This is a genomic window from Thermohalobaculum sediminis (assembly GCF_023487995.1).
Classification (GTDB): domain Bacteria; phylum Pseudomonadota; class Alphaproteobacteria; order Rhodobacterales; family Rhodobacteraceae; genus Thermohalobaculum; species Thermohalobaculum sediminis.
Map to the genome: position 1 here is coordinate 282,430 of NZ_JAMFKN010000001.1, position 20,059 is coordinate 302,488.

At 70.8% G+C, this 20,059-nt stretch carries 20 protein-coding genes; 9 read left to right on the forward strand and 11 right to left on the reverse strand.

What is annotated here, in order from left to right; translation table 11 throughout:
- Nucleotides 1-125 precede the first annotated feature (125 nt).
- The 6 genes from fdh3B to M1105_RS01345 all read right to left on the reverse strand — a co-directional run bounded on the left by fdh3B (nucleotide 126) and on the right by M1105_RS01345 (nucleotide 6,040).
- On the reverse strand, nucleotides 126-719 hold the full coding sequence (gene fdh3B, locus M1105_RS01320) for a formate dehydrogenase FDH3 subunit beta (protein WP_249578541.1): 594 nt from the start codon (nucleotides 717-719) through the stop codon (nucleotides 126-128).
- A gap of 15 nt (nucleotides 720-734) precedes the next feature.
- Nucleotides 735-3,647, reverse strand: coding sequence for a formate dehydrogenase subunit alpha (locus M1105_RS01325; RefSeq protein ID WP_249578542.1), 2,913 nt, complete (start codon nucleotides 3,645-3,647; stop codon nucleotides 735-737).
- A gap of 94 nt (nucleotides 3,648-3,741) precedes the next feature.
- A complete protein-coding gene (locus M1105_RS01330) occupies nucleotides 3,742-3,924 on the reverse strand; it encodes a twin-arginine translocation signal domain-containing protein (protein WP_249578543.1) in 183 nt (60 codons plus the stop codon).
- Between the two features lie 91 nt (nucleotides 3,925-4,015).
- A complete protein-coding gene (locus tag M1105_RS01335; protein WP_249578544.1) occupies nucleotides 4,016-4,621 on the reverse strand; it encodes a TorD/DmsD family molecular chaperone in 606 nt (201 codons plus the stop codon).
- 154 nt (nucleotides 4,622-4,775) lie between these two features.
- Complete coding sequence (locus tag M1105_RS01340; protein WP_249578545.1) at nucleotides 4,776-5,477, reverse strand: DUF3306 domain-containing protein; 702 nt, start codon at nucleotides 5,475-5,477, stop codon at nucleotides 4,776-4,778.
- Nucleotides 5,474-6,040, reverse strand: coding sequence for a DUF3305 domain-containing protein (locus M1105_RS01345; RefSeq protein WP_249578546.1), 567 nt, complete (start codon nucleotides 6,038-6,040; stop codon nucleotides 5,474-5,476). Before M1105_RS01345 ends, M1105_RS01340 begins: the two co-directional genes overlap by 4 nt.
- Before the next feature lie 203 nt (nucleotides 6,041-6,243).
- Between M1105_RS01345 and M1105_RS01350 the strand changes: the two genes are divergently transcribed.
- The 8 genes from M1105_RS01350 (at nucleotide 6,244) to M1105_RS01385 (ending at nucleotide 13,332) form a co-directional block, all read left to right on the forward strand.
- Nucleotides 6,244-8,256 carry a 4Fe-4S binding protein gene (locus M1105_RS01350; RefSeq protein ID WP_249578547.1) on the forward strand — a complete coding sequence of 671 codons (2,013 nt, stop codon included), beginning with the start codon at nucleotides 6,244-6,246 and terminating at the stop codon, nucleotides 8,254-8,256.
- Nucleotides 8,253-8,450, forward strand: a complete 198-nt coding sequence (locus M1105_RS01355) for a DUF6494 family protein (protein WP_249578548.1) — start codon at nucleotides 8,253-8,255, stop codon at nucleotides 8,448-8,450. The genes M1105_RS01350 and M1105_RS01355 overlap by 4 nt, the downstream gene beginning before the upstream one ends.
- Nucleotides 8,447-9,544 carry an Mrp/NBP35 family ATP-binding protein gene (locus tag M1105_RS01360; RefSeq protein ID WP_249578549.1) on the forward strand — a complete coding sequence of 366 codons (1,098 nt, stop codon included), beginning with the start codon at nucleotides 8,447-8,449 and terminating at the stop codon, nucleotides 9,542-9,544. The genes M1105_RS01355 and M1105_RS01360 overlap by 4 nt, the downstream gene beginning before the upstream one ends.
- Nucleotides 9,544-10,260, forward strand: coding sequence for a biotin/lipoate--protein ligase family protein (locus tag M1105_RS01365; protein WP_249578550.1), 717 nt, complete (start codon nucleotides 9,544-9,546; stop codon nucleotides 10,258-10,260). Before M1105_RS01360 ends, M1105_RS01365 begins: the two co-directional genes overlap by 1 nt.
- On the forward strand, nucleotides 10,257-10,736 hold the full coding sequence (locus tag M1105_RS01370; RefSeq protein WP_249578551.1) for a DUF6505 family protein: 480 nt from the start codon (nucleotides 10,257-10,259) through the stop codon (nucleotides 10,734-10,736). The genes M1105_RS01365 and M1105_RS01370 overlap by 4 nt, the downstream gene beginning before the upstream one ends.
- Before the next feature lie 11 nt (nucleotides 10,737-10,747).
- The gene (locus M1105_RS01375) at nucleotides 10,748-11,470 is read left to right on the forward strand and encodes an SDR family oxidoreductase (RefSeq protein ID WP_249578552.1); all 723 of its coding nucleotides are present in this window, start codon (nucleotides 10,748-10,750) and stop codon (nucleotides 11,468-11,470) included.
- A 16-nt stretch (nucleotides 11,471-11,486) separates the two neighbouring features.
- Nucleotides 11,487-12,332 (forward strand): fumarylacetoacetate hydrolase family protein, encoded by an 846-nt coding sequence (locus M1105_RS01380; RefSeq protein WP_249578553.1) that lies wholly within the window; start codon nucleotides 11,487-11,489, stop codon nucleotides 12,330-12,332.
- Nucleotides 12,333-12,456: 124 nt separating this feature from the next.
- Nucleotides 12,457-13,332, forward strand: coding sequence for an NAD(P)-dependent oxidoreductase (locus M1105_RS01385; protein WP_249578554.1), 876 nt, complete (start codon nucleotides 12,457-12,459; stop codon nucleotides 13,330-13,332).
- A gap of 1 nt (nucleotide 13,333) precedes the next feature.
- On the opposite strand, the gene M1105_RS01390 is transcribed toward M1105_RS01385, so the two are convergent.
- Entirely contained in the window at nucleotides 13,334-14,872 is a 1,539-nt protein-coding gene (locus tag M1105_RS01390) for a CYTH and CHAD domain-containing protein (protein WP_249578555.1), read from the reverse strand.
- A 146-nt stretch (nucleotides 14,873-15,018) separates the two neighbouring features.
- Between M1105_RS01390 and cbbR the strand changes: the two genes are divergently transcribed.
- Nucleotides 15,019-15,948 (forward strand): LysR family regulator CbbR, encoded by a 930-nt coding sequence (cbbR, locus tag M1105_RS01395; protein WP_249578556.1) that lies wholly within the window; start codon nucleotides 15,019-15,021, stop codon nucleotides 15,946-15,948.
- Nucleotides 15,949-16,299: 351 nt separating this feature from the next.
- Here the strand turns inward: cbbR and M1105_RS01400 are convergent, their stop codons facing one another.
- The 4 genes from M1105_RS01400 to M1105_RS01415 form a co-directional block, all read right to left on the reverse strand.
- On the reverse strand, nucleotides 16,300-16,662 hold the full coding sequence (locus M1105_RS01400) for a hypothetical protein (RefSeq protein WP_249578557.1): 363 nt from the start codon (nucleotides 16,660-16,662) through the stop codon (nucleotides 16,300-16,302).
- A gap of 202 nt (nucleotides 16,663-16,864) precedes the next feature.
- Nucleotides 16,865-18,565, reverse strand: a complete 1,701-nt coding sequence (locus M1105_RS01405) for a Na/Pi cotransporter family protein (protein ID WP_249578558.1) — start codon at nucleotides 18,563-18,565, stop codon at nucleotides 16,865-16,867.
- 139 nt (nucleotides 18,566-18,704) lie between these two features.
- Nucleotides 18,705-19,451 (reverse strand): DUF3047 domain-containing protein, encoded by a 747-nt coding sequence (locus tag M1105_RS01410; RefSeq protein WP_249578559.1) that lies wholly within the window; start codon nucleotides 19,449-19,451, stop codon nucleotides 18,705-18,707.
- Between the two features lie 178 nt (nucleotides 19,452-19,629).
- The gene (locus tag M1105_RS01415; RefSeq protein ID WP_249578560.1) at nucleotides 19,630-20,058 is read right to left on the reverse strand and encodes a GlcG/HbpS family heme-binding protein; all 429 of its coding nucleotides are present in this window, start codon (nucleotides 20,056-20,058) and stop codon (nucleotides 19,630-19,632) included.
- Nucleotide 20,059 lies beyond the last annotated feature (1 nt).

Here is a 20,059-nt window from a genome sequence, read left to right on the forward strand (position 1 = left end):
CGCGCGGCACGGGACGCCCGGATTGCCGTTCGGCCCGGCTCCGGGCCGGACGACTGCGCGACACGCGACGAGGGGGCGGGCCGCTTCCGGCCGCCCGCCCGCACCGTCACCTCATGGGCAGCCGATCAGCTGCCCTTGCGCTCGTAGGCCGTGCCCCAACCCCAGGCGCCCGTGCCGAAGCCGCGGGCGACGACGCGCTGGCGATAGATGTCGGAGACCTGGTCCCCGTCGCCGGCCAACAGCGCCTTGGTCGAGCACATCTCGGCGCAGAGCGGCAGCTTGCCCTCGGCGAGACGGTTCCGGCCATACTTCTGGAACTCGGCTGCGGAGTGGGTCTCCTCCGGCCCGCCGTTGCAGAAGGTGCACTTGTCCATCTTGCCGCGGCTGCCGAAGTTGCCCGCCTGCGGATACTGCGGCGCGCCGAAGGGGCACGCGTAGAAGCAGTAGCCGCAGCCGATGCAGAGGTCCTTGGAGTGCAGCACCACACCATCATTGGTCTGGTAGAAGCAGTCCACCGGACAGACGGCCATGCAGGGCGCGTCCGAGCAGTGCATGCAGGCCACCGAGATCGACCGCTCGCCGGGGACGCCGTCATTGATGGTGACGACGCGGCGGCGGTTGATGCCCCAGGGAACCTCGTGCTCGTTCTTGCACGCCGTCACGCAGGCGTTGCACTCGATGCAGCGCTCGGCGTCACAGAGGAACTTTACTCGTGCCATTCAGGTGTCCTCCCCTCAGGCCTTCATGATCTTGCAGAGCGTGGCCTTGGTCTCCTGCATCTGGGTGACCGAGTCGTAGCCATAGGTCTGCGCGGTGTTGGTGGACTCGCCAAGCACGTAGGGGTCTGCCCCCTTGGGATACTTGGCCCGCCTGTCCTCGCCCTGGAAATGCCCGCCGAAGTGGAAGGGCATGAAGGCGACGCCGCGGCCGACACGTTCGGTGACCATCGCCGCCACCTTCACCTTGCCGCCCTCGGGGCCCTCGACCCAGACCTGCTCGCCGTTCCGGATGCCGAGGCCGTTCGCGTCGAAGGGATTGATCTCGACGAACATCTCCTGCTGCAGCTCGGCGAGCCACGGGTTCGACCGCGTCTCGTCGCCGCCGCCCTCGTACTCGACCAGACGGCCCGAGGTGAGAACGATCGGATAGTCCTTCGAGAAGTCCTTCTTCTGGATCGACTCGTACATCGTCGGCACGCGCCAGAACTTGCGGTCCGTGTAGGTCGGGTAGTCGGCCACCAGGTCGTAGCGCGGCGTGTAGAGCGGCTCGCGGTGGAGCGGCACGGGGTCGGGGAAGTTCCAGACCACGCAGCGCGCCTTGGCGTTGCCGAAGGGTGCCGCCTCGTGCTTGATCGCGACGCGCTGGATGCCGCCCGAGAGGTCGGTCTTCCAGTTCACCGTGCCCACCTTGTCGGGCGCGCCCGCCACCTTCTCGATCGACGCCCGCTCCTCGGCCGTCAGGTCGCCGTCCCAGCCGAGGTCGATCAGCATCTGCATCGTGAACTCGGGATAGCCGTCCTTCAGCTCCGAATTCGCCGAGTAGACGCCCTCGGCCAGCAGGTTCTGGCCGTCCCGCTCGACGCCGAAGCGTGCGCGGAAGGTCAGGCCGCCCTGGCTCACCGGGATCGACATGTCGTAGAGGTTCGCCGTCCCCGGATGCTTCATCTCGGGCGTGCCCCAGCAGGGCCACGGCATCCCGTAGAACTCGCCATCCGCCGGGCCGCCATTCGCCCTCAGCGTCGTCTTGTCGAAGGTGTGCTGGTTGGCCATGTGGAGCTTCATGCGCTCCGGCGACTGGCCGGTGTAGCCGATCGTCCACATCCCGCGGTTGAACTCGCGGGTGATGTCCTCGACGACGGGCTCGTCACCCTCGATCTTGATGTTGCGGAACATCCGGTCGGTGAAGCCGAACTTGTCCGCGAACAGCTTCATGATCTCGTGGTCGGTCTTCGATTCGAAGAGCGGGTCGAACACCTTCTCGCGCCACTGGAGCGAGCGGTTCGACGCGGTGACCGAGCCCGAGGTCTCGAACTGCGTGGTCGCGGGCAGAAGATACGCCCCGTCCTTGCGGTCGTGCAGCACGGCAGTCACGCTGGGGAACGGGTCGATCACGACGAGGAGATCGAGCTTCTCCATCGCCTTCTTCATCTCGACCATGCGGGTCTGCGAGTTCGGCGCGTGGCCCCAGAACACCATCGCCAGGGTGTTGTCGGGCTGGTCGAGGTTCTCCTTCGCCTCGAGCACGCCGTCGATCCAGCGCGAGACGGGGATGCCCTTCTCGCCCATCATCATCCGGTCCTTGCCCTCGGCGTCGGCACTCTTCATCACGGCGAAGCGCGACTTGAGCCAGTCGAGGTCTTCCTCCCAGACGCGCGCCCAGTGCGCCCAGGACCCCGCGGTCAGGCCGTAGTAGCCCGGCAGCGTGTCGGCGAGCACGCCGAGGTCGGTCGCGCCCTGCACGTTGTCATGGCCGCGGAAGATGTTGGTGCCGCCACCGGCAACGCCCATGTTACCCAGCGCAAGCTGCAGCACGCAGTAGGCGCGGGTGTTGTTGTTGCCGTTGGTGTGCTGGGTGCCGCCCATGCACCAGATCACGGTGCCGGGGCGGTTGTTCGCCAGGGTGCGCGCGACGCGCTCGAGCTGGCGGCCCGGCACGCCGGTCACGCGCTCGACCTCCTCGGGGGTCCATTTCGCGACCTCGGCACGGATCTGGTCCATGCCCCAGACGCGGGTGCGGATGAACTCGGTATCCTCCCACTTGTTCTCGAAGATGTGCCAGAGGATGCCCCAGATCAGCGCGACGTCGGTGCCCGAGCGGAAGCGGACATACTCGTCGGCATGGGCCGCGGTGCGGGTGAAGCGCGGATCGCAGACGATCAGCGGCGCGTTGTTCTCCTCCTTGGCCTTCAGGATGTGCAGGAGCGAGACCGGGTGCGCCTCGGCGGGGTTGCCGCCGATCAGGAAGATCGCCTTCGAATTGTGGATGTCGTTGTAGCTGTTCGTCATCGCGCCATAGCCCCAGGTGTTCGCGACACCTGCGACCGTGGTCGAGTGACAGATGCGGGCCTGATGGTCCACGTTGTTCGTGCCCCAGTAGGCGGCGAACTTGCGGAACAGGTAGGCCTGCTCGTTGGAATGCTTGGCCGAGCCGAGCCAGTAGACGCTGTCGGGCCCGCTGCTCTCGCGGATCTCCAGCATCTTGTCGCCGATCTCGTTGATGGCGGTCGCCCAGTCGACCCGGGTCCACTCGCCGTTCACCAGCTTCATGGGATACTTGAGCCGGCGCTCGCCATGCGCGTGCTCGCGCACCGCCGCGCCCTTGGCGCAATGCGAGCCGAGGTTGAAGGGGCTGTCCCAGCCGGGCTCCTGCCCGGTCCAGACGCCGTTCTGCACCTCGGCCAGCACGGTGCAGCCGACCGAGCAATGGGTGCAGACGGACTTCTTGATCTCGATGGCGCCGGTCCCCGGAGCCGCCGCTTCGGCCTTGCGCACGGTGCCGCCCACGGCGCCCAGCGCCGCGAGGCCGCCGATGGCCAGGCCCGAGCCGCGCAGGAAGGCGCGGCGGTCGACCGCGCTCTGCGCGATCCTCGACAGGACAGACGCTTCGCGGGGGCCTCTCGCTACCCCGTCGGTCTTCTTCCTGAGCATTCTTCAACTCCCCTTTGATCGGGCCTGGGGCCCGCTACGGGCACCGCTTCGGGGTCTGGGCATCACGCAACCGTCCCCCGTTTTTCGCCTCTTCTCAGAAGCGCGCGGTCTCGTAGAACTTCCGGACGTGCTCCGACTCGCGATACCCCTCGGTGTTCGAGGGGACCGCCGCCTCGGCAGGCGTGCCGGTGACGACCGTCACCGCCGCTGCCGGAGCCGCGAGCCCCGCGAGCCGGAGGAAGTCGCGGCGGCTGGCATTCGCCTTCTCGTCGCTCATGTGCTCCTCTCCCAGTCTTGGCGCGCCGCTGCCGGCCCGCCGGTGAAGGAGCCGCGGGCCCTGGGCCCTGGCTCCCGGAACGGATGCGGGCTCAGGCCCCCATCCGGAACCCCTCGCGCTCGACCTCCATGAAGGCGCGTCCCAGCGCACCCACGGGGGCGTAGAACACCGACCCCTGCGCGCCCTCGAGATCCTTGAAGAAATGCCCGGCCCAGGGCCCGACATGCGCGTTGAAGAAGTCGCGCTGAACCGCCAGCGTCGCCGGCGCGCCAAAGCGGCCGCGGATCAGCCCCGCCATCATCTCGCACAGCGACGCGATGTTGTCCTCAGGCTCGTAGACGTTCGGCGCGCGCGCGATTGACAGCCGCGCCATGTCGCCGCGCAGCACCGCAAGCGGGCGCTCGTGCAGGAAGCCGGTCATGTAATAGCTGGCGTAGGGCAGCAGCTCGCCGCGCCCGAGACCGATGAACAGCACGTTGAACTCGCGCTCGGCGGATTTCTCGGTGGTGGCGCGCGCCACACGCGAAAGCGCCGACACCGCGCGCCCGATCTCGCCGGCATCCCCGCTCAGCGCGGCCACGCGGGCGATCAGGTCCGCCGAGGGCGGACGGGCAAGCAGGGTGCCGAGAAGATCGTAGAGATCCGCCCGGAGCACGTCTTCCTCAGCGACCTCGACGATCGGTGCTGCGTCTCCCAAGTTGTCCTCCCGACGGCGTCTTCAACGCGCCGCTGTTGTATTTTTGTTCGCCGCGGCAGGCATAGCCTCCGCAACTCTGCGAGAGCTAAGCCCGATTCCGCCATGGGGTCAATCAGACTTACCAATCCCGGCGCGGCATTTGCCGCTTTCGGGATCACGAATCCGCCAGACGGAAACGCATGCGCGGCCTGCGGGCCGCGAGCGGCGTCTCGAGGGTCTCAGCCACGGCGGGGGCTGCACCCTCGTCCGGCTCCGGCACGGTGATCTCCGGCTCGGCCGCGCCCTCATGCGCCGCCGCCTGCGCGTCCGGCTCCGGTGCCGTCGCGGCCACCTCGTCCGCGGCCCCCGCACCGCCCTCGGGATCGTCCGCCTGCTCCGGCTCGGCGCCCGGCATGGCCGTCCCGTCCGCGCGCCCGGCCCCGGGTGGCGCGAGGTCGTCATCCGTCAGGAAGCCGCAGCCGACGCGGTAACCGGTTTCCAGCTTCTCCACCGCCAGCGCCGCGTCGGTGTAGTCGTCCGCGTAGTCCACGAGGTCGTCGAGGCAGGCGAGCACGGGGTTCGAAATCCAGAGCCGGCGCAGCGCGATGCGCCGCAGATGCTCGGGCACCGCCTTGGCCATGAAGGCCGCGAAGTCGTCGCCGGGCCCAAGCGTCTCGGGGTGCGGCAGGCCCAGCTCGGCCAGCACCTCCTCGTCCGTCTTCGGCTCGGGCTCGGGTGTGCCGCCCTGCACGGACGCTTCGGCCGGCGCCGTCGGCGCGGGGTCCTGCGGCGGCTCGGTCTCGGTGGCGCGGGCGCGCTTTAGCCGCGACCAGCGGCCGAGGAAATCGGCATCGAGCGAGGGGTCGCGGGCGCTCAATGCATGCCCTCCTTCCGGCGGCTCCCGGGACTGCGGAACACGTCGGAGGCCTGGCGGATGCGCGCATCGCCCCGGCCATCCTCGTCCCGCGCCTCGAAGGCCGGGCCGCGCTCGCGCTTGACGAAGGGCTCCTCGGCGTGGTGCCGCTCGACGAAGTCGGCCAGCCAGGCAAGCAGCGCGTGGGGCATCGGCACCGGCTCGACGATCTCCTCGCCGGAATCGAGCGCCTGCTGCGCCTCGTGCGCCGAGACCGTGACCGAATGGACGAGGTAGGGCCGGTCCCGCGAACCGTTCTCGTCCGGGTGCAGGACGACGAACACGGCGGGCTGCGCGGCCGCCAGCACGATGCGGTAGGCCTCGGTGTCGGCGCGATGTACGCTCAGCGGCAGGGTCGCGGCGTGATATTCGACCGCCTCGCCCTCGCGCCGCAGTTCGCGCCACTCGGCGGGGCCCGCGCCGGGGAGCACGGCGACCACCCGCCAGACCCATTTCGCCCAGCGCGTGACCCCCGGCTGGCGGCGGATCACCACGCCAAGGGGAATGCTCGCCGATCTCTCCTCCACACCGTCTCTCCCGGTGGCCCTGACATCAGGGCGTAACACCCGCAAACTGGTTTTGTGAAGTGACCAATTGCCGAAGGTCGATCAAAACGGGAAAATCCGAGTGAAACACTTGCCGACCGTCGGTTTTGGTTCTACGCACCGAGCAGACGGGCTGCGACGACAGGCCGTCACGAGCCCGCGCGAGACGGACACCCGGAGGAAAGATGGCAGGGACTGCGCAACGCATTCTGCTCTGCGACTGCGCCGGAAGCTTCCGGCCCGACGCCGCCGCCATCGCATCGGCGACCGGCCTCGCGGCAGGCCGGGCCCACACGCATCTGTGCGGGGCGGAGGCCGAGGCCGCCGTCGCGGCACTGTCCTCGGGCGAGGAGGTGGTCATCGCCTGCGGGCAGATGGCGGGCTTCTTCGCCGAGATCGCCGGGGAGCTTGGCGCGCAGGACCGGCTCGACTGCATCGACATCCGCGACCGGGCGGGCTGGTCGGACGAGGCGTCCGGCCCCAAGCAGGCGGCGCTGATCGCGGGAGCGCGGCTCGCCCGCCCGCCGGTGCCGCTGATCGACGTGACGTCGGGCGGCCTCTGCCTGGTCTATGGCAGCGCCAAGGTCGCGCTCCCGGTGGCGCGGCGGCTCGCGCCGGTCCTTTCGGTCACGGTGATGCTGACCGATGCCGGCGAGGTCGCCGAGACCGAGGTCGGCTTCGACATCGTGACAGGCCGGATCCGGAACCTCGCCGGTGCGCTCGGACAGTTCCGCCTGACCGCCGATCGCTTTGCCGAGCTGGGCGCGGCGGGCCGCGGCGCGCGGCGCTTTGGCCGGACGCAGGACGGGGCGCGCAGCGAGTGCGACATCTTCCTCGACCTCAGCGGCGGCCAGCCGCTGGTGCCGGCCCATCACAAGCGCGACGGCTACCTGCGCGCCGACCCGCGCGACCCGCTGGCGGTGGAGCGCGCGGTGTTCGACGCGAGCCAGCTTGTCGGCACCTTCGAGCGCGAGCTGTTCATCCGCTTCGACGAAAGCCTCTGCGCGCATTCCCGGGCGCGCCAGACCGGCTGCACGCGCTGCCTCGACGTCTGCCCGACCGGCGCGATCTCGCCGGGTGAGGAGACCGTGGTGATCGACCCCATGGTCTGCGCGGGCTGCGGGGCGTGCCATGCCGTCTGCCCCTCGGGCGCCGCGTCGAGCGACGACCCGCCGGTGCAGTTCCTGTTCCGCCAGATGCGGGTGATGGCCGAGGCCTTCCGCAAGGCCGGCGGCGGCACGCCGCGGCTCATGATCCACGACGCCGAGCACGGGGCCGAGATGATCCGCCTCGGCGCCCGCTTCGGCCGAGGCCTGCCGGGCGACGTGATCCCGCTCGAGACGCCCTCGCTCACGGCCATCGGCCATGCCGAGCAACTGGTGGCGCTGGCGATGGGCTACTCGGAGGTCACGATCCTCGCGGGACCCCGGACCGAGCGCGAGGTGATCGACGCGCAGATCGCGCTGGCCGACGCCATCGCGGCGGGCGTGGGCGTGCGGCCCGGCCGGGTCCGCGTGATCGACCCCGCCGACCCCGACGCGATGTCGGACATTCTTTATGGCGACCGACCCGAGGGGCTGGCGGTCGAGCCGATCCTCGCCCTGGGCGGGCGGCGCGACAGCCTGCGCCTCGCCGCGAAGGCGCTGGCGGGCGACACGCTGCCCGAGGCGCCGATCCCCCTGCCCCAAGGCGCGCCCTATGGCGCGGTGCTGGTCAACCAGGACGCCTGCACGCTGTGCCTCTCCTGCGCCGGGCTCTGCCCCACGGGCGCGCTCCTGGACAACGAGGACCGCCCGGAGCTGAGCTTCCGCGAGGAGGCCTGCATCCAGTGCGGCCTCTGCGCCAACATCTGCCCGGAGGACGCGATCCGGCTCGAGCCCAGGCTCGATCTCTCGGACGCTGTACTGGCGCCCAGGGTGATGAAGGAGGAGGAGCCCTTCGCCTGCATCGAGTGCGGCAAGCCCTTCGGCGTGAAATCGACCATCGAGAAGATCGTCGAGAAGCTCCAGGGCAAGCACTGGATGTTCACCAACTCGGACAACACGCGGCTGATCCAGATGTGCGACGACTGCCGCGTCAAGGCGCAGTATCACAGCGCGCATTCGCCCATGCGGATGGGCGAGCGGCCGCGCGTGCGGACGACCGACGACTACATCGCCGAAGCTGCGGCAACGAAGCGGAACGGAGACGAGCAATGACATCGGATGCCTTCAACATGTCGATGCGAAAGTTCCTCAAGCAGGTGGGCGTCACCTCGCAGCAGGAGATCGAGAAAGCCATGCGCGCCGCGAACCCGGCGGGCCCCGTGGCGGTGAAGGTGGTGCTCACCATGCCGGAACTGGGCGTCGAGCACGTCGTCGAGGGCAAGATCACGCCCGGAGGGGATGAATGAGCGTCACGCGGGAAGACGTTCTCGCGGCCCTCTCGAAGATCGTCGATCCCGGCATCGGCCGGGACATCGTCTCGGCCGACATGGCCAAGGCGGTCTCGATCTCGGGTGGACAGGTGAGCTTCGTGATCGAGGTCGACCCCGCCAAGGGGCCCGCGATGGAGCCGCTGCGGCAGGCGGCGGTGGCGGCCGTCGAGGCGTTGCCGGGCGTCGAGAAGGTCTCGGGCGTGCTTACGGCGCACTCGGCGGCCCCCTCGTCGGCGCGGGCCGAGCCGAAGGGGCCGCCGCCGGAGCTCAACCTCGGCCGGCGCAAGCCCGCCGAGCCCGCCTCGAAGAAGATCCCTGGCGTCGACCACATCATCGCCATCGCCTCGGGCAAGGGCGGGGTCGGCAAGTCGACCGTCTCGGCCAATCTCGCCATCGCGCTCACCGCGATGGGCAAGCGCGTGGGCCTGCTGGACGCCGATGTCTATGGCCCGTCGCAGCCGCGGATGCTGGGCATCTCGGGCCGCCCGTCGAGCCCTGACGGCAAGATCATCCTGCCGCTGAGGAACCATGGCGTCACCGCCATGTCGATCGGCTTCATGGTGCCCGAGGGCGAGGCCGTGGTCTGGCGCGGCCCGATGCTGATGGGCGCGCTGCAGCAGATGCTGGGCCAAGTGCAGTGGGGCCGGCTCGACGTGCTGCTGATCGACCTGCCGCCGGGCACGGGCGACGTCCAGCTCACGCTCAGCCAGAAGGCCCAGGTCACGGGCGCCATCGTGGTCTCGACGCCGCAGGACATCGCGCTGCTCGACGCGCGCAAGGCGATCAACATGTTCGAGAAGACGGGCATCCCGCTCTTGGGGATCGTCGAGAACATGTCAGCCTACATCTGCCCGAACTGCGGCCACGAGGCGCACATCTTCGGCCATGGCGGGGCGCGGGCCGAGGCCTCAAAGCTGGGCGTACCCTTCCTCGGCGAGATCCCGCTCGACCTCGCGATCCGCGAGGCGGGCGACGGCGGCGCGCCCATCGTGGCGGCGAAGCCTGCAAGCCCGCAGGCGCGCGCCTTCCTCGATGTCGCCGAGCGGCTGATCGAGAGCGGGAAGATCTGATGCGCGCGGCGCCCGGCCCGACATTTCCGCCGCTCCTGCGGGGCGAGGAGGCGCCGCACGGCATCGACCCGATGCTGCGCGCCGTGTCGGTCGCGGCGCTCGGCACCGATCCGGGCCTGATCGTCTGGCAGGCCGGGGCGGACCGGCTGGCGGCGGCGGTGGTGCTGGCGCCCGAGCAGCCGCTCGAGCAGGCGATGGGCGCGGTCTTCGCCGTCGCTCTGGGCCTTGGCGACGCCGTGGGCGCGCTGGCGCCGCCCGAGGTCGCGGTGCATTACGACTGGCCCGGCGGTTTTCGCGTCAACGGCGCGCGTTGCGGGCGGATGCGGGCGCAGGCCTCGACCACCGACCCCGCAGCCGAGCCCGACTGGCTGGTGATCGGCATCGAGATCCCCTTCCTGCCGCCGCCCGAGCACGCCGAGGCGCCGGGCCTCGTGCCCGACGAGACCAGCCTCGCCAACGAGGGCTGCCTCGAGATCACGCCGGTCCAGCTTCTGGAAAGCTGGTCGCGCCACATGCTGGTCTGGCTGAACCGGCTGGAGAGCGAGGGCTTCGCCGGCCTTCACGCCGCCTGGCGCGAGCGCGGCTGGCGGATCGGCGAGACGCTGGAGGACGGCGGCACCTTCATGGGCCTCGACGAGTTCGGCGGACAGCTGGTCCGGCGCGGCGACACGACCGAGCTGCGCCCGCTCAGCGTCATGCTGGAGGGCGGCGCATGAGGCTCGCGCGCACGCTGCGCTTCGACGCATCCGACGAGAACGTGTTCGAGCACGCGGCCCAGCCCGACGAATGGGCGATCTCGGGCGCCTTCGAGTTCTCGAACTGGACCGAGGACGACCTCAAGGGCAAGCGCCGGCAAGCCTTCGCCAATGGCTGGCTGGGGCTCGAGAGTTTCGGCCGCGCGACCTTCATCGCCACCGCCAAGATCGAGCCGCACGAATACCGCGCGCTGGTCGAGCGTCTGGCCGCGCATTTCGTCGAGGCCTGGGGCGCGCCCGACCTCGACGCCGCCCACCCGGTGGCCGAGGAGGAACTGGCCTTCATGGCGAGCCTCTGCGACGAGCACGAGGCCAACACGCTCCTGATCGTGCAGCGCGAGCTGGTGGCCTCGGGCGTGAGCGAGAGCTTCCGCGCCATCGCGCCGCAGGAGGCGACGCTGGATCTGGTCGCGGTTCACGGAACGCTGGACGACTGAGGGGAAAGCCCATGCGCCTGCGCGGAAAACGCGTTCTCGTCACCGCGGCGGCTGCGGGCATCGGCCGCGCCAGCGCCGAGGCCGCGGTCGCCGAGGGGGCGGAGGTCTTCGCCACCGACATCGACCTCGACACGCTCTCGACGCTGGGGGGCGCGGAGCTGATGCGCCTCGACGCCCGCGACGCGGACGCGATCGCCGACGTGGTCGCCCGCGCCGAGCCCGACGTGCTGGTGAACTGCGCCGGCGTCGTGCATCACGGCACCATCCTCGACGCGACCGAGGACCAGTGGCGCGCCGCCTTCGAGCTCAACGTGACCTCGATGTTCCGCACCATCCGCGCGGCCCTGCCGGGCATGCTGGCGCGCGGGCATGGCTCGATCGTCAACACCGCCTCGGTCGTCTCGTCGATCACCGGGGCGCCGAACCGGGCGGTCTATGGCGCGACCAAGGGCGCGGTGATCGGGCTGACGAAGCAGGTGGCGCGCGATTTCGTAACGCAGGGCATCCGCTGCAACGCGGTCTGCCCGGGGACGGTGGACACGCCTTCGCTCAATGCGCGGATGCAGGCGCAGGGCGACTACGAGACCGCGCGCGCGGCCTTCCTGGCCCGCCAGCCGATGGCGCGCTTCGCCTCGGCCGCCGAGGTCGCGCATCTGGTGGTCTATCTCGCGTCCGACGAAAGCGCCTTCGTAACCGGCCAGACCCATGTGATCGACGGCGGCTGGACAGGCTGATCAGGGAGGAACGGCTTTGAGACTGATGCGGGTGGGCGAGAGGGGGCGCGAGCGCCCCGCCATGATGGACGATGCGGGCACGATCCGGGACCTGTCGGGCGTGGTGGACGACATCGCGGGCGAGGTGTTGTCGCCCGCCGGGCTCGACCGGCTGCGCGGGCTCGACCCGGCCTCGCTGCCGGCGATCGACCCCTCGGTGCGGGTTGGGCCCTGCGTCGGGCGCGTGCAGAAATTCGCCTGCGTGGGGCTCAACTATGCCGACCACGCGGCCGAATCCGGCCTGCCGGTGCCGACCGAGCCGGTGCTGTTCGGCAAGGCGATCTCGGCGCTGTCGGGCCCGAACGACGACATCGAGCAGCCGGTGGGCTCGACCATGCTGGATTACGAGATCGAGCTTGCCATCGTCATCGGCACGCGCGCGAAGAACGTGAGCGAGGCCGAGGCGCCGGGCCATGTCGCGGGCTATGCCGTCTTCAACGACGTCTCGGAGCGCGATTTCCAGATCCACAAGGGGGGCCAGTGGATCAAGGGCAAGAGCCATGACAGCTTCGGCCCGCTGGGCCCGTGGCTGGTGACGGCCGACGAGATCGCCGATGTCGGGAACCTCGCGATGTTCCTCGACGTGAACGGCGAGCGGCGGCAGACCGGCTCGACCGCCACGATGATCTTCGGGGTCGGGCGTCTCGTCAGCTACATCTCGCGCTTCATGACGCTCGAGCCCGGCGACGTGATCCCGACCGGCACGCCCCCTGGCGTCGCCCTGGGCATGAAGGAGCCGCGCTGGTTGAGCCCGGGCGACGTGGTGGAGCTTGGCATCGAGGGGCTGGGTCGCCAGCGCCAGCGCGTGGTCGCAGCGCCCTGAGTTGCACCGCGCCCGCGGCGGCTGGCGCCGCCCCGGACCTGGCGCGGCAGCCCCACCCCCACCCCCGCCGCCGCCCGGCTCGCTGGAGCGGGCGGGCGGGGCGCAGATCGGAAAGGTTCGGCCCATGACCATCCGCACCGTCGCCCTGCTCGGCACCGGCATCATGGGGGCGCCGATGGCGCGCAACCTTGCGAAAGCGGGCTTCCGGGTACGGGTCTGGAACCGCACGCGCGCAAAGGCCGATGCGCTGGCGGATGTGGCCGAGGTCGCGGGCACGCCGCAGCTTGCGGTCGCCGGCGCCGACGCGGTGGTGACGATGCTCGAGAACGGCGCGGTTGTGACCGAGGTCGTGCTGGGCGGCAGGCTGGCCGAGCACGCGGCCGGGGCGCTTTTCATCGACATGTCCTCGATCCAGCCCCAGCTTGCGCGCGACCACGCGCAGGCGCTGGGCGCAGCGGGCTGCCGGCACCTCGATGCGCCGGTCTCGGGCGGCGAGGTCGGCGCGGTCGAGGCGCGGCTCGCGATCATGGCCGGCGGGTCGGCCGATGATTTCGCGGCGGCCCTGCCGCTGTTCTCGGCCATGGGCCGGGCAACCCATGTCGGCCCGAGCGGCGCCGGCCAGACCGCCAAGCTCGCGAACCAGGTGATCGTCGGCATCACCATCGGCGCGGTGTCCGAGGCGCTCACGCTGGCCGTGGCGGGCGGCTGCGACGCCGCGCAGGTGCAGGCGGCGCTGATGGGGGGCTTTGCGACCTCGCGCATCCTCGAGCTGCATGGCGGCCGGATGATCGCGGGCGACTTCCGCCCCGGCGCGATGGCGCGGGTGCAGCTCAAGGACATGGACAACGCGCTTGACGCGGCGCGTCGCGCGGGCCTGCGGCTGCCGCTGACCGAGACGGCGCGCGGCGCCTATGCCGCGCTCACCAACGAGCTGGGCATGGCCGAGAAGGACCACAGCGCCTATCACCTGTGGCTGAAGGCGCTGAACGCGGGCCGGTGAGTCACGCCCAGAAGGGTTTGACCTTCTTCAGCGCCCGCCAGCGCGCCCGGGCCTGCGCCCAGTCCTCCTCGGCCAGCACCGCGCGCGCGCCGATCACGCGCCCCGCCGCTCGCGCCGTGGCGGGGTCGGTGGCCGCCGGCCCGTCGGGCGCCATGAACAGCGCCTCGGCCATCGCCAGGTCGTTGAGATTGCCGAAGATCTCCTGCAGCGCCCTGAGCGGCTTGAGCATCGAGCCGACCCGCTTCGCCGGATAGAGCGGCCCGAGGAACTCGATCGCGTAACGCAGACCCTTGAGCGCCTTGCGCAGCTCGTGGCGGGCCTCGATGTCGAGGTGGTCGATGCCCCGCGCGCGCCTGGACGTCCGCGCCCAGATCCGGCCAAGCTCGGCGGCGGCGAGGTCCGTGGCCGGACGAGCGAGCCGCCCTGTCTGGGCGTGGTCGGCGGGATCGAGCCAGCCGCGCAGCGCGATAAACTGGGCAAGATCGAACAGGAATGCCTGCATCCGCGGACCGGCCAGCGTGGCGCGCAGGGCCGCGCGTTCGGCCTCGGCGCGCGCCCCGAGCGTGGCGAGGAGCGGTGCGAAACCGGGCTCGGCTTCGGCGCGCGCCGCCGCGGGGCGAAGCAGGTCGCAGATCGCCACGTCGAGATCGCGCAGCCGCCCGACCTCGCACCCCAGCCAGTGCGCCTCGACGCCCAGACGCCGCAGGCCCAGCCCGTCGAACGGCTCGCGCCACAGCCGGAAGGCGGTGCGCAGCCGGCGCAGTCCGACCCGCAGCTGGTGCGGCCCCTCGGGATCGTCGGAGGCGAGGATCGCCCGCGCATTCCCCGCGATCTGGTCGAGGCATTCGGCAAGCACCGCCTCGCCCGCCGTCTCGGCCGTCATCCCGCGGTCGATCGCGACCTCGGCCGCCTTGCGCGGCACCGCCGGGTCGCAGGTCTGCCCCTCGGCCGCGAGGCGGGCGCCGCGCTCGGCCTTGGACAGCGTCGAGAACACGACCCCGCCCGCGGGAATCAGCTGCCGCGCCGCGAGGAACAGCGCCGCCGGGTCGCCCGAGACGAGCTCGAACTCGGCCTCGCGATGCGGGGCGGCTCGCGCCCCCGACCGGATCTCGCCCGCGTCGATGGCAAGCTCGACCTCGCTCGCGCCGTCCGGCAGCAGGCGGAAGCGGGTGCGGCGCATCTCGGTCTCGAAGACCGGTGCGAGCGCGTCGCCGTTCACAGCGGTCTCGACCCGCTCGCGCAGATCGCCATCCGCGATGCGGCCAAGATCGAGGCGACCGCCGGGCGCGGGCGTCTCGGCCTCCCGCGCGGCGCTCAAGCCGGCCGAGTGGCGCGCCCGCACCTTCACCGTCTGCACCCATCGCCGCCCCTCGCGGCGGAGCCTGAGCGCGATCCCGGCCCGGCCGAGTGCCCCGTCGGGGGTGTCGAAATAGCGGGTCAGCAGCGTCGCGCTCCTGCCCCGGCCGGCTGCCGTCGCGGCGCGGCGCAGGCGCGCCTCGCCGGCCTCGTCGAGCAGAAGCTTCAGTTCGACCTCGTCCATGCCGCCGACTCTATGCCTCGCTCGCACCTTGGCAAGGCGCCATGCGCGCGCAGGGCGCGCGATCCGCGCAACGCATTCGCGCAGGCCGCGCGATCCGGACAAAAGGAAAATTTACATCGGCTGAAATCTGCCTTAACCCGGGGGCCATGCTGCATCCCAAGGCCCTCACCCTTAAACAGCTTCGCGCGCTGGCGGCGATCGTCGATGCGGGCTCGATCACCGCGGCGGCGGCGGTGCTGCACGTGACGCCCCCGGCGGTCTCGACGCAGCTTCGCGGGCTCGAGGAGATCGTGGGCGCGCAGGTCATCCACCGAGGGCCGGACGGCAAGGTCTCGCTCACGCCGGTCGGGAGCGAGCTGCTGGCCACGATCCGGCAGATCGACACCGCACTCGAGCAGTGCTTCGAGCGGGTCACGGCGCTGCGGAAGGGTTATGCGGGCCATGTCTCGGTTGGCGTGGTCTCGACGGGGAAATACTTCGCGCCGGGGCTGGTCGCGAGCATGAAGAAGCTCAACCCGCGGATCGAGATCGGCCTCAAGGTCGGCAACCGCGACCGGATCATCGAGATGCTGACCCGCGGCGAGATCGAGCTGGCCATCATGGGCCGGCCGCCGCAGCAGCCTGCGAACGTGGCCGACGTGCTGGGCGACCACCCTTATGTGCTGATCGCCCCGGCCGACCATCCGCTGGCGTGCAAGGACAGCGTCTCGGCCGAGGAACTCCTGTCCGAAACCTTCCTCACCCGCGAGGAGGGGTCGGGCACGCGGATCCTGACGACCCGCTACCTCGACCGGATCGGCGAGGGGCGGCCCTACCGCTCGATCGAGATGGGCACCAACGAGACGATCAAGCAGGCGGTGATCGCCGGGCTGGGGATCGCGATGATCTCGGCCCACACCGTGGTGCCCGAGCTCGAGGCCGGGCGGCTGGTGACGCTGAGGCTCGCAGGCATGCCGATCGTGCGGCAGTGGTACATGATCCGGCTGGAGGACCACGAGCTGTCACCCGCGGCGGCGGCCTTCCGGGCCTTCGTGCTGGAGCAGAAGGGCGCCTACCTGCCCCGGCTGCCGGTGTGAAGGGCGCAGGCTTTCGCGCGTGAAAGCCATTTCAGTCTCTTGAGTTAAAGTGCGTTTATGAAACGTTGCGCAAATTGGGTCGTAGACCATGCGCCGCATGCGGGCACGATTGAGTGCGGGCGCACACGACGCAGGGCGGAGCGGCGCGGGAAGCCGGGACGGGCGGTGCGGTGGAGGTCGGCGCAGTGGAAGAACGCGCCGGGCAGGACGCCCTTGGCACCACCGGCCCGGAGCGGGACACCGGGCGGCCGGGGCGCAGCGCGAACGACGGGGCGGATGCGCGCCCCCGCTCCTGCCGAGTGGAGCGGCGACGTGTTCTGGCACGCGCCTGCCCCCGCCCGCGCCCGACGGTCACCTGAGGCGGGCGGTTTCCGAGAGGCTGCCGTCGGCCCGCACGAAGCGGATGTAGTCCTCGGCGGTTTCCGGCGTGAGGCATTCGAAGGGAAAGTCGCGCGAGCCGATGACGAGATCGCGACAGAACCGTCCGTCGCGCCATTCCCAGCGGCCCTTGGCGCTCGCGGACCCGAAGGTCCCAGTGAGCGTCGAGTCCGGGTTCGCGACCAGTGAACCGCTCGGATACTCGATGCTTCTGCCCACGACCTTCTCGGCGAACTCGGCCTCGCTGGTGATCGGTGCGAAGGGCGTTTCGGGGCCTGTGGCGCAGGCAGCGAGGAGGATTGCGCCGAAAGCGGCGCGGCAGACCGGCTTGAGCATCAAGATGTCCCACGGAAAACGTTGAGCAACAAACAACCTGAGGTTGTCATGGCTCGCGTGCGCCGACAAGCGCGATCGGCGGGGCGGCGCGCGGCAGGCTGAGGGAGATTACGCGATCGTGATCTTGTGATTGCAGGCGCGCGGCGGTGGGCGTGGCATCTCCGATCCGCGATAGTGGGAGGCGTCCGCGCGCCCGGCGCCGTCAGCGCAACGCGGGCGCGGGGGCCGCGGCGCGGTCGGGTGCACCCGAGCCGCCGCCGTCCCTGAGCCGCGAGTCCTTGAGCTCGCCCGCGGCTTCCAGGATCGGATGCGCCACGGCCGTCACATGGGCCACGACCCGCTTGAGGTCGCGCAGCATGTCCAGATGCAGCGACGACGTTTCGATCGAGGCGGGCGTGCCCTCGCGAAGGCGGCGCAGGTGACTCTCGGTCGCCTGTCGCTCGGCGGTGCGCATGGCCTCCTTGGCGCGCACGAGCTCCCGCGCCATCTCGAGGTCGCGCGTCACGAAGACGGCGACCGAGAGGCGCATCTGCTCGACCGCGGTGTTGTGCATGCGCTGCAGCTCGCGCCACCCCTCGGGCGAGAAGGCGAGTTGCAGACGCTGCTTCTTCTGCGCCAGCGCCAGCAGGTTCTTGTCGATGATGTCGCCCACATGCTCGAGGTTGGTGGTGAACAGGATCAGGTCGAAGGCCTCGCGGGACTCGGCGGGCGAAAGCTCGCGCTGCATCAGGCGGGTGAGGTAGCGTACGACCGCCTCGCAGGAGGTATCGACGCCGGCATCCAGGCTGCGGATCTCCTCTCGCCGCCTGCCGTCGGCCTCCTCGAACGGGCGGATAGCCTCGCGCAGCATCAGCTCGACCGTCTCGGCGATCCTCAGCGCCTCGCGCGAGGCGCCCGACAGCGCGATCCGCGGCCGGTCGAGGGCGGCGGGGTCGAGCAGCGGCAGCCGGTTCTCGGCCATCGCCTCCTCCGGCTCGGGCATCAGCCGCTCAAGCAGCCGCGCGGCCAGCCCGGCGAGCGGCAGGAAGCCCAGCGCAAGGGCGAGGTTGAAGGCCGTGTGGGCGTTCGCAAGCTGCCGCCCCACCCCCCAGTCGAGCCCGGCGAGGACGCCCGAGACCAGCGGCAGGAAGGGCAGCACCACCAGCGCCCCCGTCAGCCGGAACACCAGATTCCCGACCAGCATCCGCCGCGCCGTGCCGCCGCTGCGCAAGGCAAGGCCCAGAGGCACAAAGCCCGCGCCGACATTGGCGCCCAGAATGAAGGTGAGCGCGAGTTCCGGCGACAGGATGCCGCCTGCCGCGAGCGAGATGAAGAACAGGATCGACGCGACCGAGGAATGCGCGAGCCATGTCAGCAGCGCGGCGATCCCCAGCGCCAGCAGCGGGTCGCTGGCCAGCCGTTGCAGCACGGTCTGCAACAGCGCGTCGTCGCGCAGCGGCTCGGACGCGGCCGAGATCATCCCGAGCGCCATCAGCATCAGCCCCAGCCCGATCAGCAGGCGCCCCATGTTGCGCAGATGCGCGGCCGCGCAGCCCATGAACAGCGCGACCCCGAGGAAGATCAGGATCGGCACGAGCCCGCCGATGTCGAAGATCAGCGCCTGCACGACGAGGCTCGAGCCCACATCGGCCCCCAGCATCACCGCCAGCGCCGGCGCGAGCGCGATCAGGCCGCGGCTGGTGAACGAGGTGAGCAGGAGCGCGGTGGCCGTCGAGCTTTGCAGCGCCGCGGCCACACCCACCCCCGTCGCGCAGGCCGCGACCCGGTTGCGCGTGGCAAGGCCGATGGCGCGGCGCAGCCGCTCGCCCAACACGCGCTCCATGCCGGTCCGCGCGAGACGCGCCGCCCACACGAGGAGGGCAACGGCGCCTGCAAGCTCGACAAGGAGCATGTGACCGGACATTGGTGGATACTCCGCAGCACCCGGTGACCCCCGCCGGGATGACACTTACATGACAGTTTCATGACATAATGCAAGGGGCGCCCCGGCGTGAGGCCCCATCGCGCGGTCGTGATGTGTGCGGCCGGTCACGCCGGCGCGGTCACGAGGGGAAGGCCTCGTCGGGCAGTTCGGTGCAGTAGAGCGTGGCCGCGCGATAGAGGCTGTGCAGCGGCGCCTCGAGGTGGTCGTTGTCCGTGAACAGCGCCATCACCTCGACGGGACCGGGCGGGGCTTCGCCGAAGGCGCGCTGGTAGTCCTCGCGCAGGTTGCGCCGCTCGGTGTGCCAGCCCTCGCCCGCGCCGCCGCTGCGCACCACGAAGCTGTAGAGCGTCCCGATGAAATAGGGGCTCTCGATCACGCTGCCCGCGGCGTTCGCGGGCGTGGACCAGACGTAGCGCAGCGTCGGCACCGGGCGCGGGTTCGACAGCGCGCCGGGATCGCCGAAGGCAAAGACCAGCGAGGCCGCAACATCGTCGGTCGCCCGGACAGCAAGGTCCGCGCCCTCCGGCAGGCGGTCCACGCGCCACGACCATTCGACGACCGGGCAGGTTTCGGTGTCGATCTGGACCCAGCGGGCCAGCGCCGTCGACGAGCCATCGACGACCGGCTCGATCGCCACGTCGTCGCCATCGGCGATCAGCCGCCATTCCGACTGCCCCCAGATGCGGATGAAGCGCCAGCTTTTCATCAGCGCGTCCGAGGCGGCAAACAGCGGATAGGGCAGCACCGGCTCGCCCGCGGCGGGCGGAGGCGGGCGCATCGCGGCGGCGCAGCCCGCGACGACGAGCGCGGCGAGGGGCCAGAGCGCCCGGCGGCGGCGCGTGCACTGTGCGTCATTACCGGGCATCGAGCTCCTCACGCAGTCTCCATGCGGTTCGATCCGGACGTCCGTGCGCGAGAGCGGGAGAGCTGCAAGCAGGCGCGGTCCGTGCCGCCCGGCGCGTCGCGGACGGCATGTATACGGCAGCGCTTCGGGCCGCCGAACGCAAGCCGCAAGTCGTTGCAGGCGGGGGACTGCGCCGGGCTCAGCCGCCGTCGCCGGTGAAGCCCGCGGCCTCGATGCCCGCAAGCGCCGCGGCCTCGTCGTTGTCCGAGGTGTCGCCGGTCACGCCCACGGCGCCGATGATGTTGCCCTTGCGGTCCTTGACCAGCACGCCCCCCGGCACCGGCAGGATGGCACCGAACACGGTGCCGAGGCCATCGGTGAAATAGGGCTGCTTCTCGGCGCGCGTCATCAGGTAGCGCGAGCCCTGCCCCACGCCCAACGCGCCGTATGCCTTGCCGTGCGCCATCTGGAAACGCAGGTTCGAGGCACCGTCCTCGCGCTCGAACGCCTTCACGTTGCCGCCCGCGTCGAGCACGATGACCGACAGGGGCTTGAGCTCCATCTCGCGGCCCTTGGCCAGCGTCCGGGCGATGATGGTGCGCGCCTTGCGCAGGGTGATCTCGGGCATC

Coding starts and splice junctions, on each gene's coding strand:
- M1105_RS01390 (WP_249578555.1), bottom strand. CDS start 14,872: ATGGACGAGGTCGAACTGAAGCTTCTGCTCGACGAGGCCGGCGAGGCG.
- M1105_RS01405 (WP_249578558.1), bottom strand. CDS start 18,565: ATGTCCGGTCACATGCTCCTTGTCGAGCTTGCAGGCGCCGTTGCCCTC.
- M1105_RS01400 (WP_249578557.1), bottom strand. CDS start 16,662: ATGCTCAAGCCGGTCTGCCGCGCCGCTTTCGGCGCAATCCTCCTCGCT.
- M1105_RS01410 (WP_249578559.1), bottom strand. CDS start 19,451: ATGCCCGGTAATGACGCACAGTGCACGCGCCGCCGCCGGGCGCTCTGG.
- M1105_RS01385 (WP_249578554.1), top strand. CDS start 12,457: ATGACCATCCGCACCGTCGCCCTGCTCGGCACCGGCATCATGGGGGCG.
- cbbR (WP_249578556.1), top strand. CDS start 15,019: ATGCTGCATCCCAAGGCCCTCACCCTTAAACAGCTTCGCGCGCTGGCG.
- M1105_RS01415 (WP_249578560.1), bottom strand. CDS start 20,058: ATGCCCGAGATCACCCTGCGCAAGGCGCGCACCATCATCGCCCGGACG.
- fdh3B (WP_249578541.1), bottom strand. CDS start 719: ATGGCACGAGTAAAGTTCCTCTGTGACGCCGAGCGCTGCATCGAGTGC.
- M1105_RS01350 (WP_249578547.1), top strand. CDS start 6,244: ATGGCAGGGACTGCGCAACGCATTCTGCTCTGCGACTGCGCCGGAAGC.
- M1105_RS01325 (WP_249578542.1), bottom strand. CDS start 3,647: ATGCTCAGGAAGAAGACCGACGGGGTAGCGAGAGGCCCCCGCGAAGCG.
- M1105_RS01355 (WP_249578548.1), top strand. CDS start 8,253: ATGACATCGGATGCCTTCAACATGTCGATGCGAAAGTTCCTCAAGCAG.
- M1105_RS01370 (WP_249578551.1), top strand. CDS start 10,257: ATGAGGCTCGCGCGCACGCTGCGCTTCGACGCATCCGACGAGAACGTG.
- M1105_RS01375 (WP_249578552.1), top strand. CDS start 10,748: ATGCGCCTGCGCGGAAAACGCGTTCTCGTCACCGCGGCGGCTGCGGGC.
- M1105_RS01360 (WP_249578549.1), top strand. CDS start 8,447: ATGAGCGTCACGCGGGAAGACGTTCTCGCGGCCCTCTCGAAGATCGTC.
- M1105_RS01365 (WP_249578550.1), top strand. CDS start 9,544: ATGCGCGCGGCGCCCGGCCCGACATTTCCGCCGCTCCTGCGGGGCGAG.
- M1105_RS01330 (WP_249578543.1), bottom strand. CDS start 3,924: ATGAGCGACGAGAAGGCGAATGCCAGCCGCCGCGACTTCCTCCGGCTC.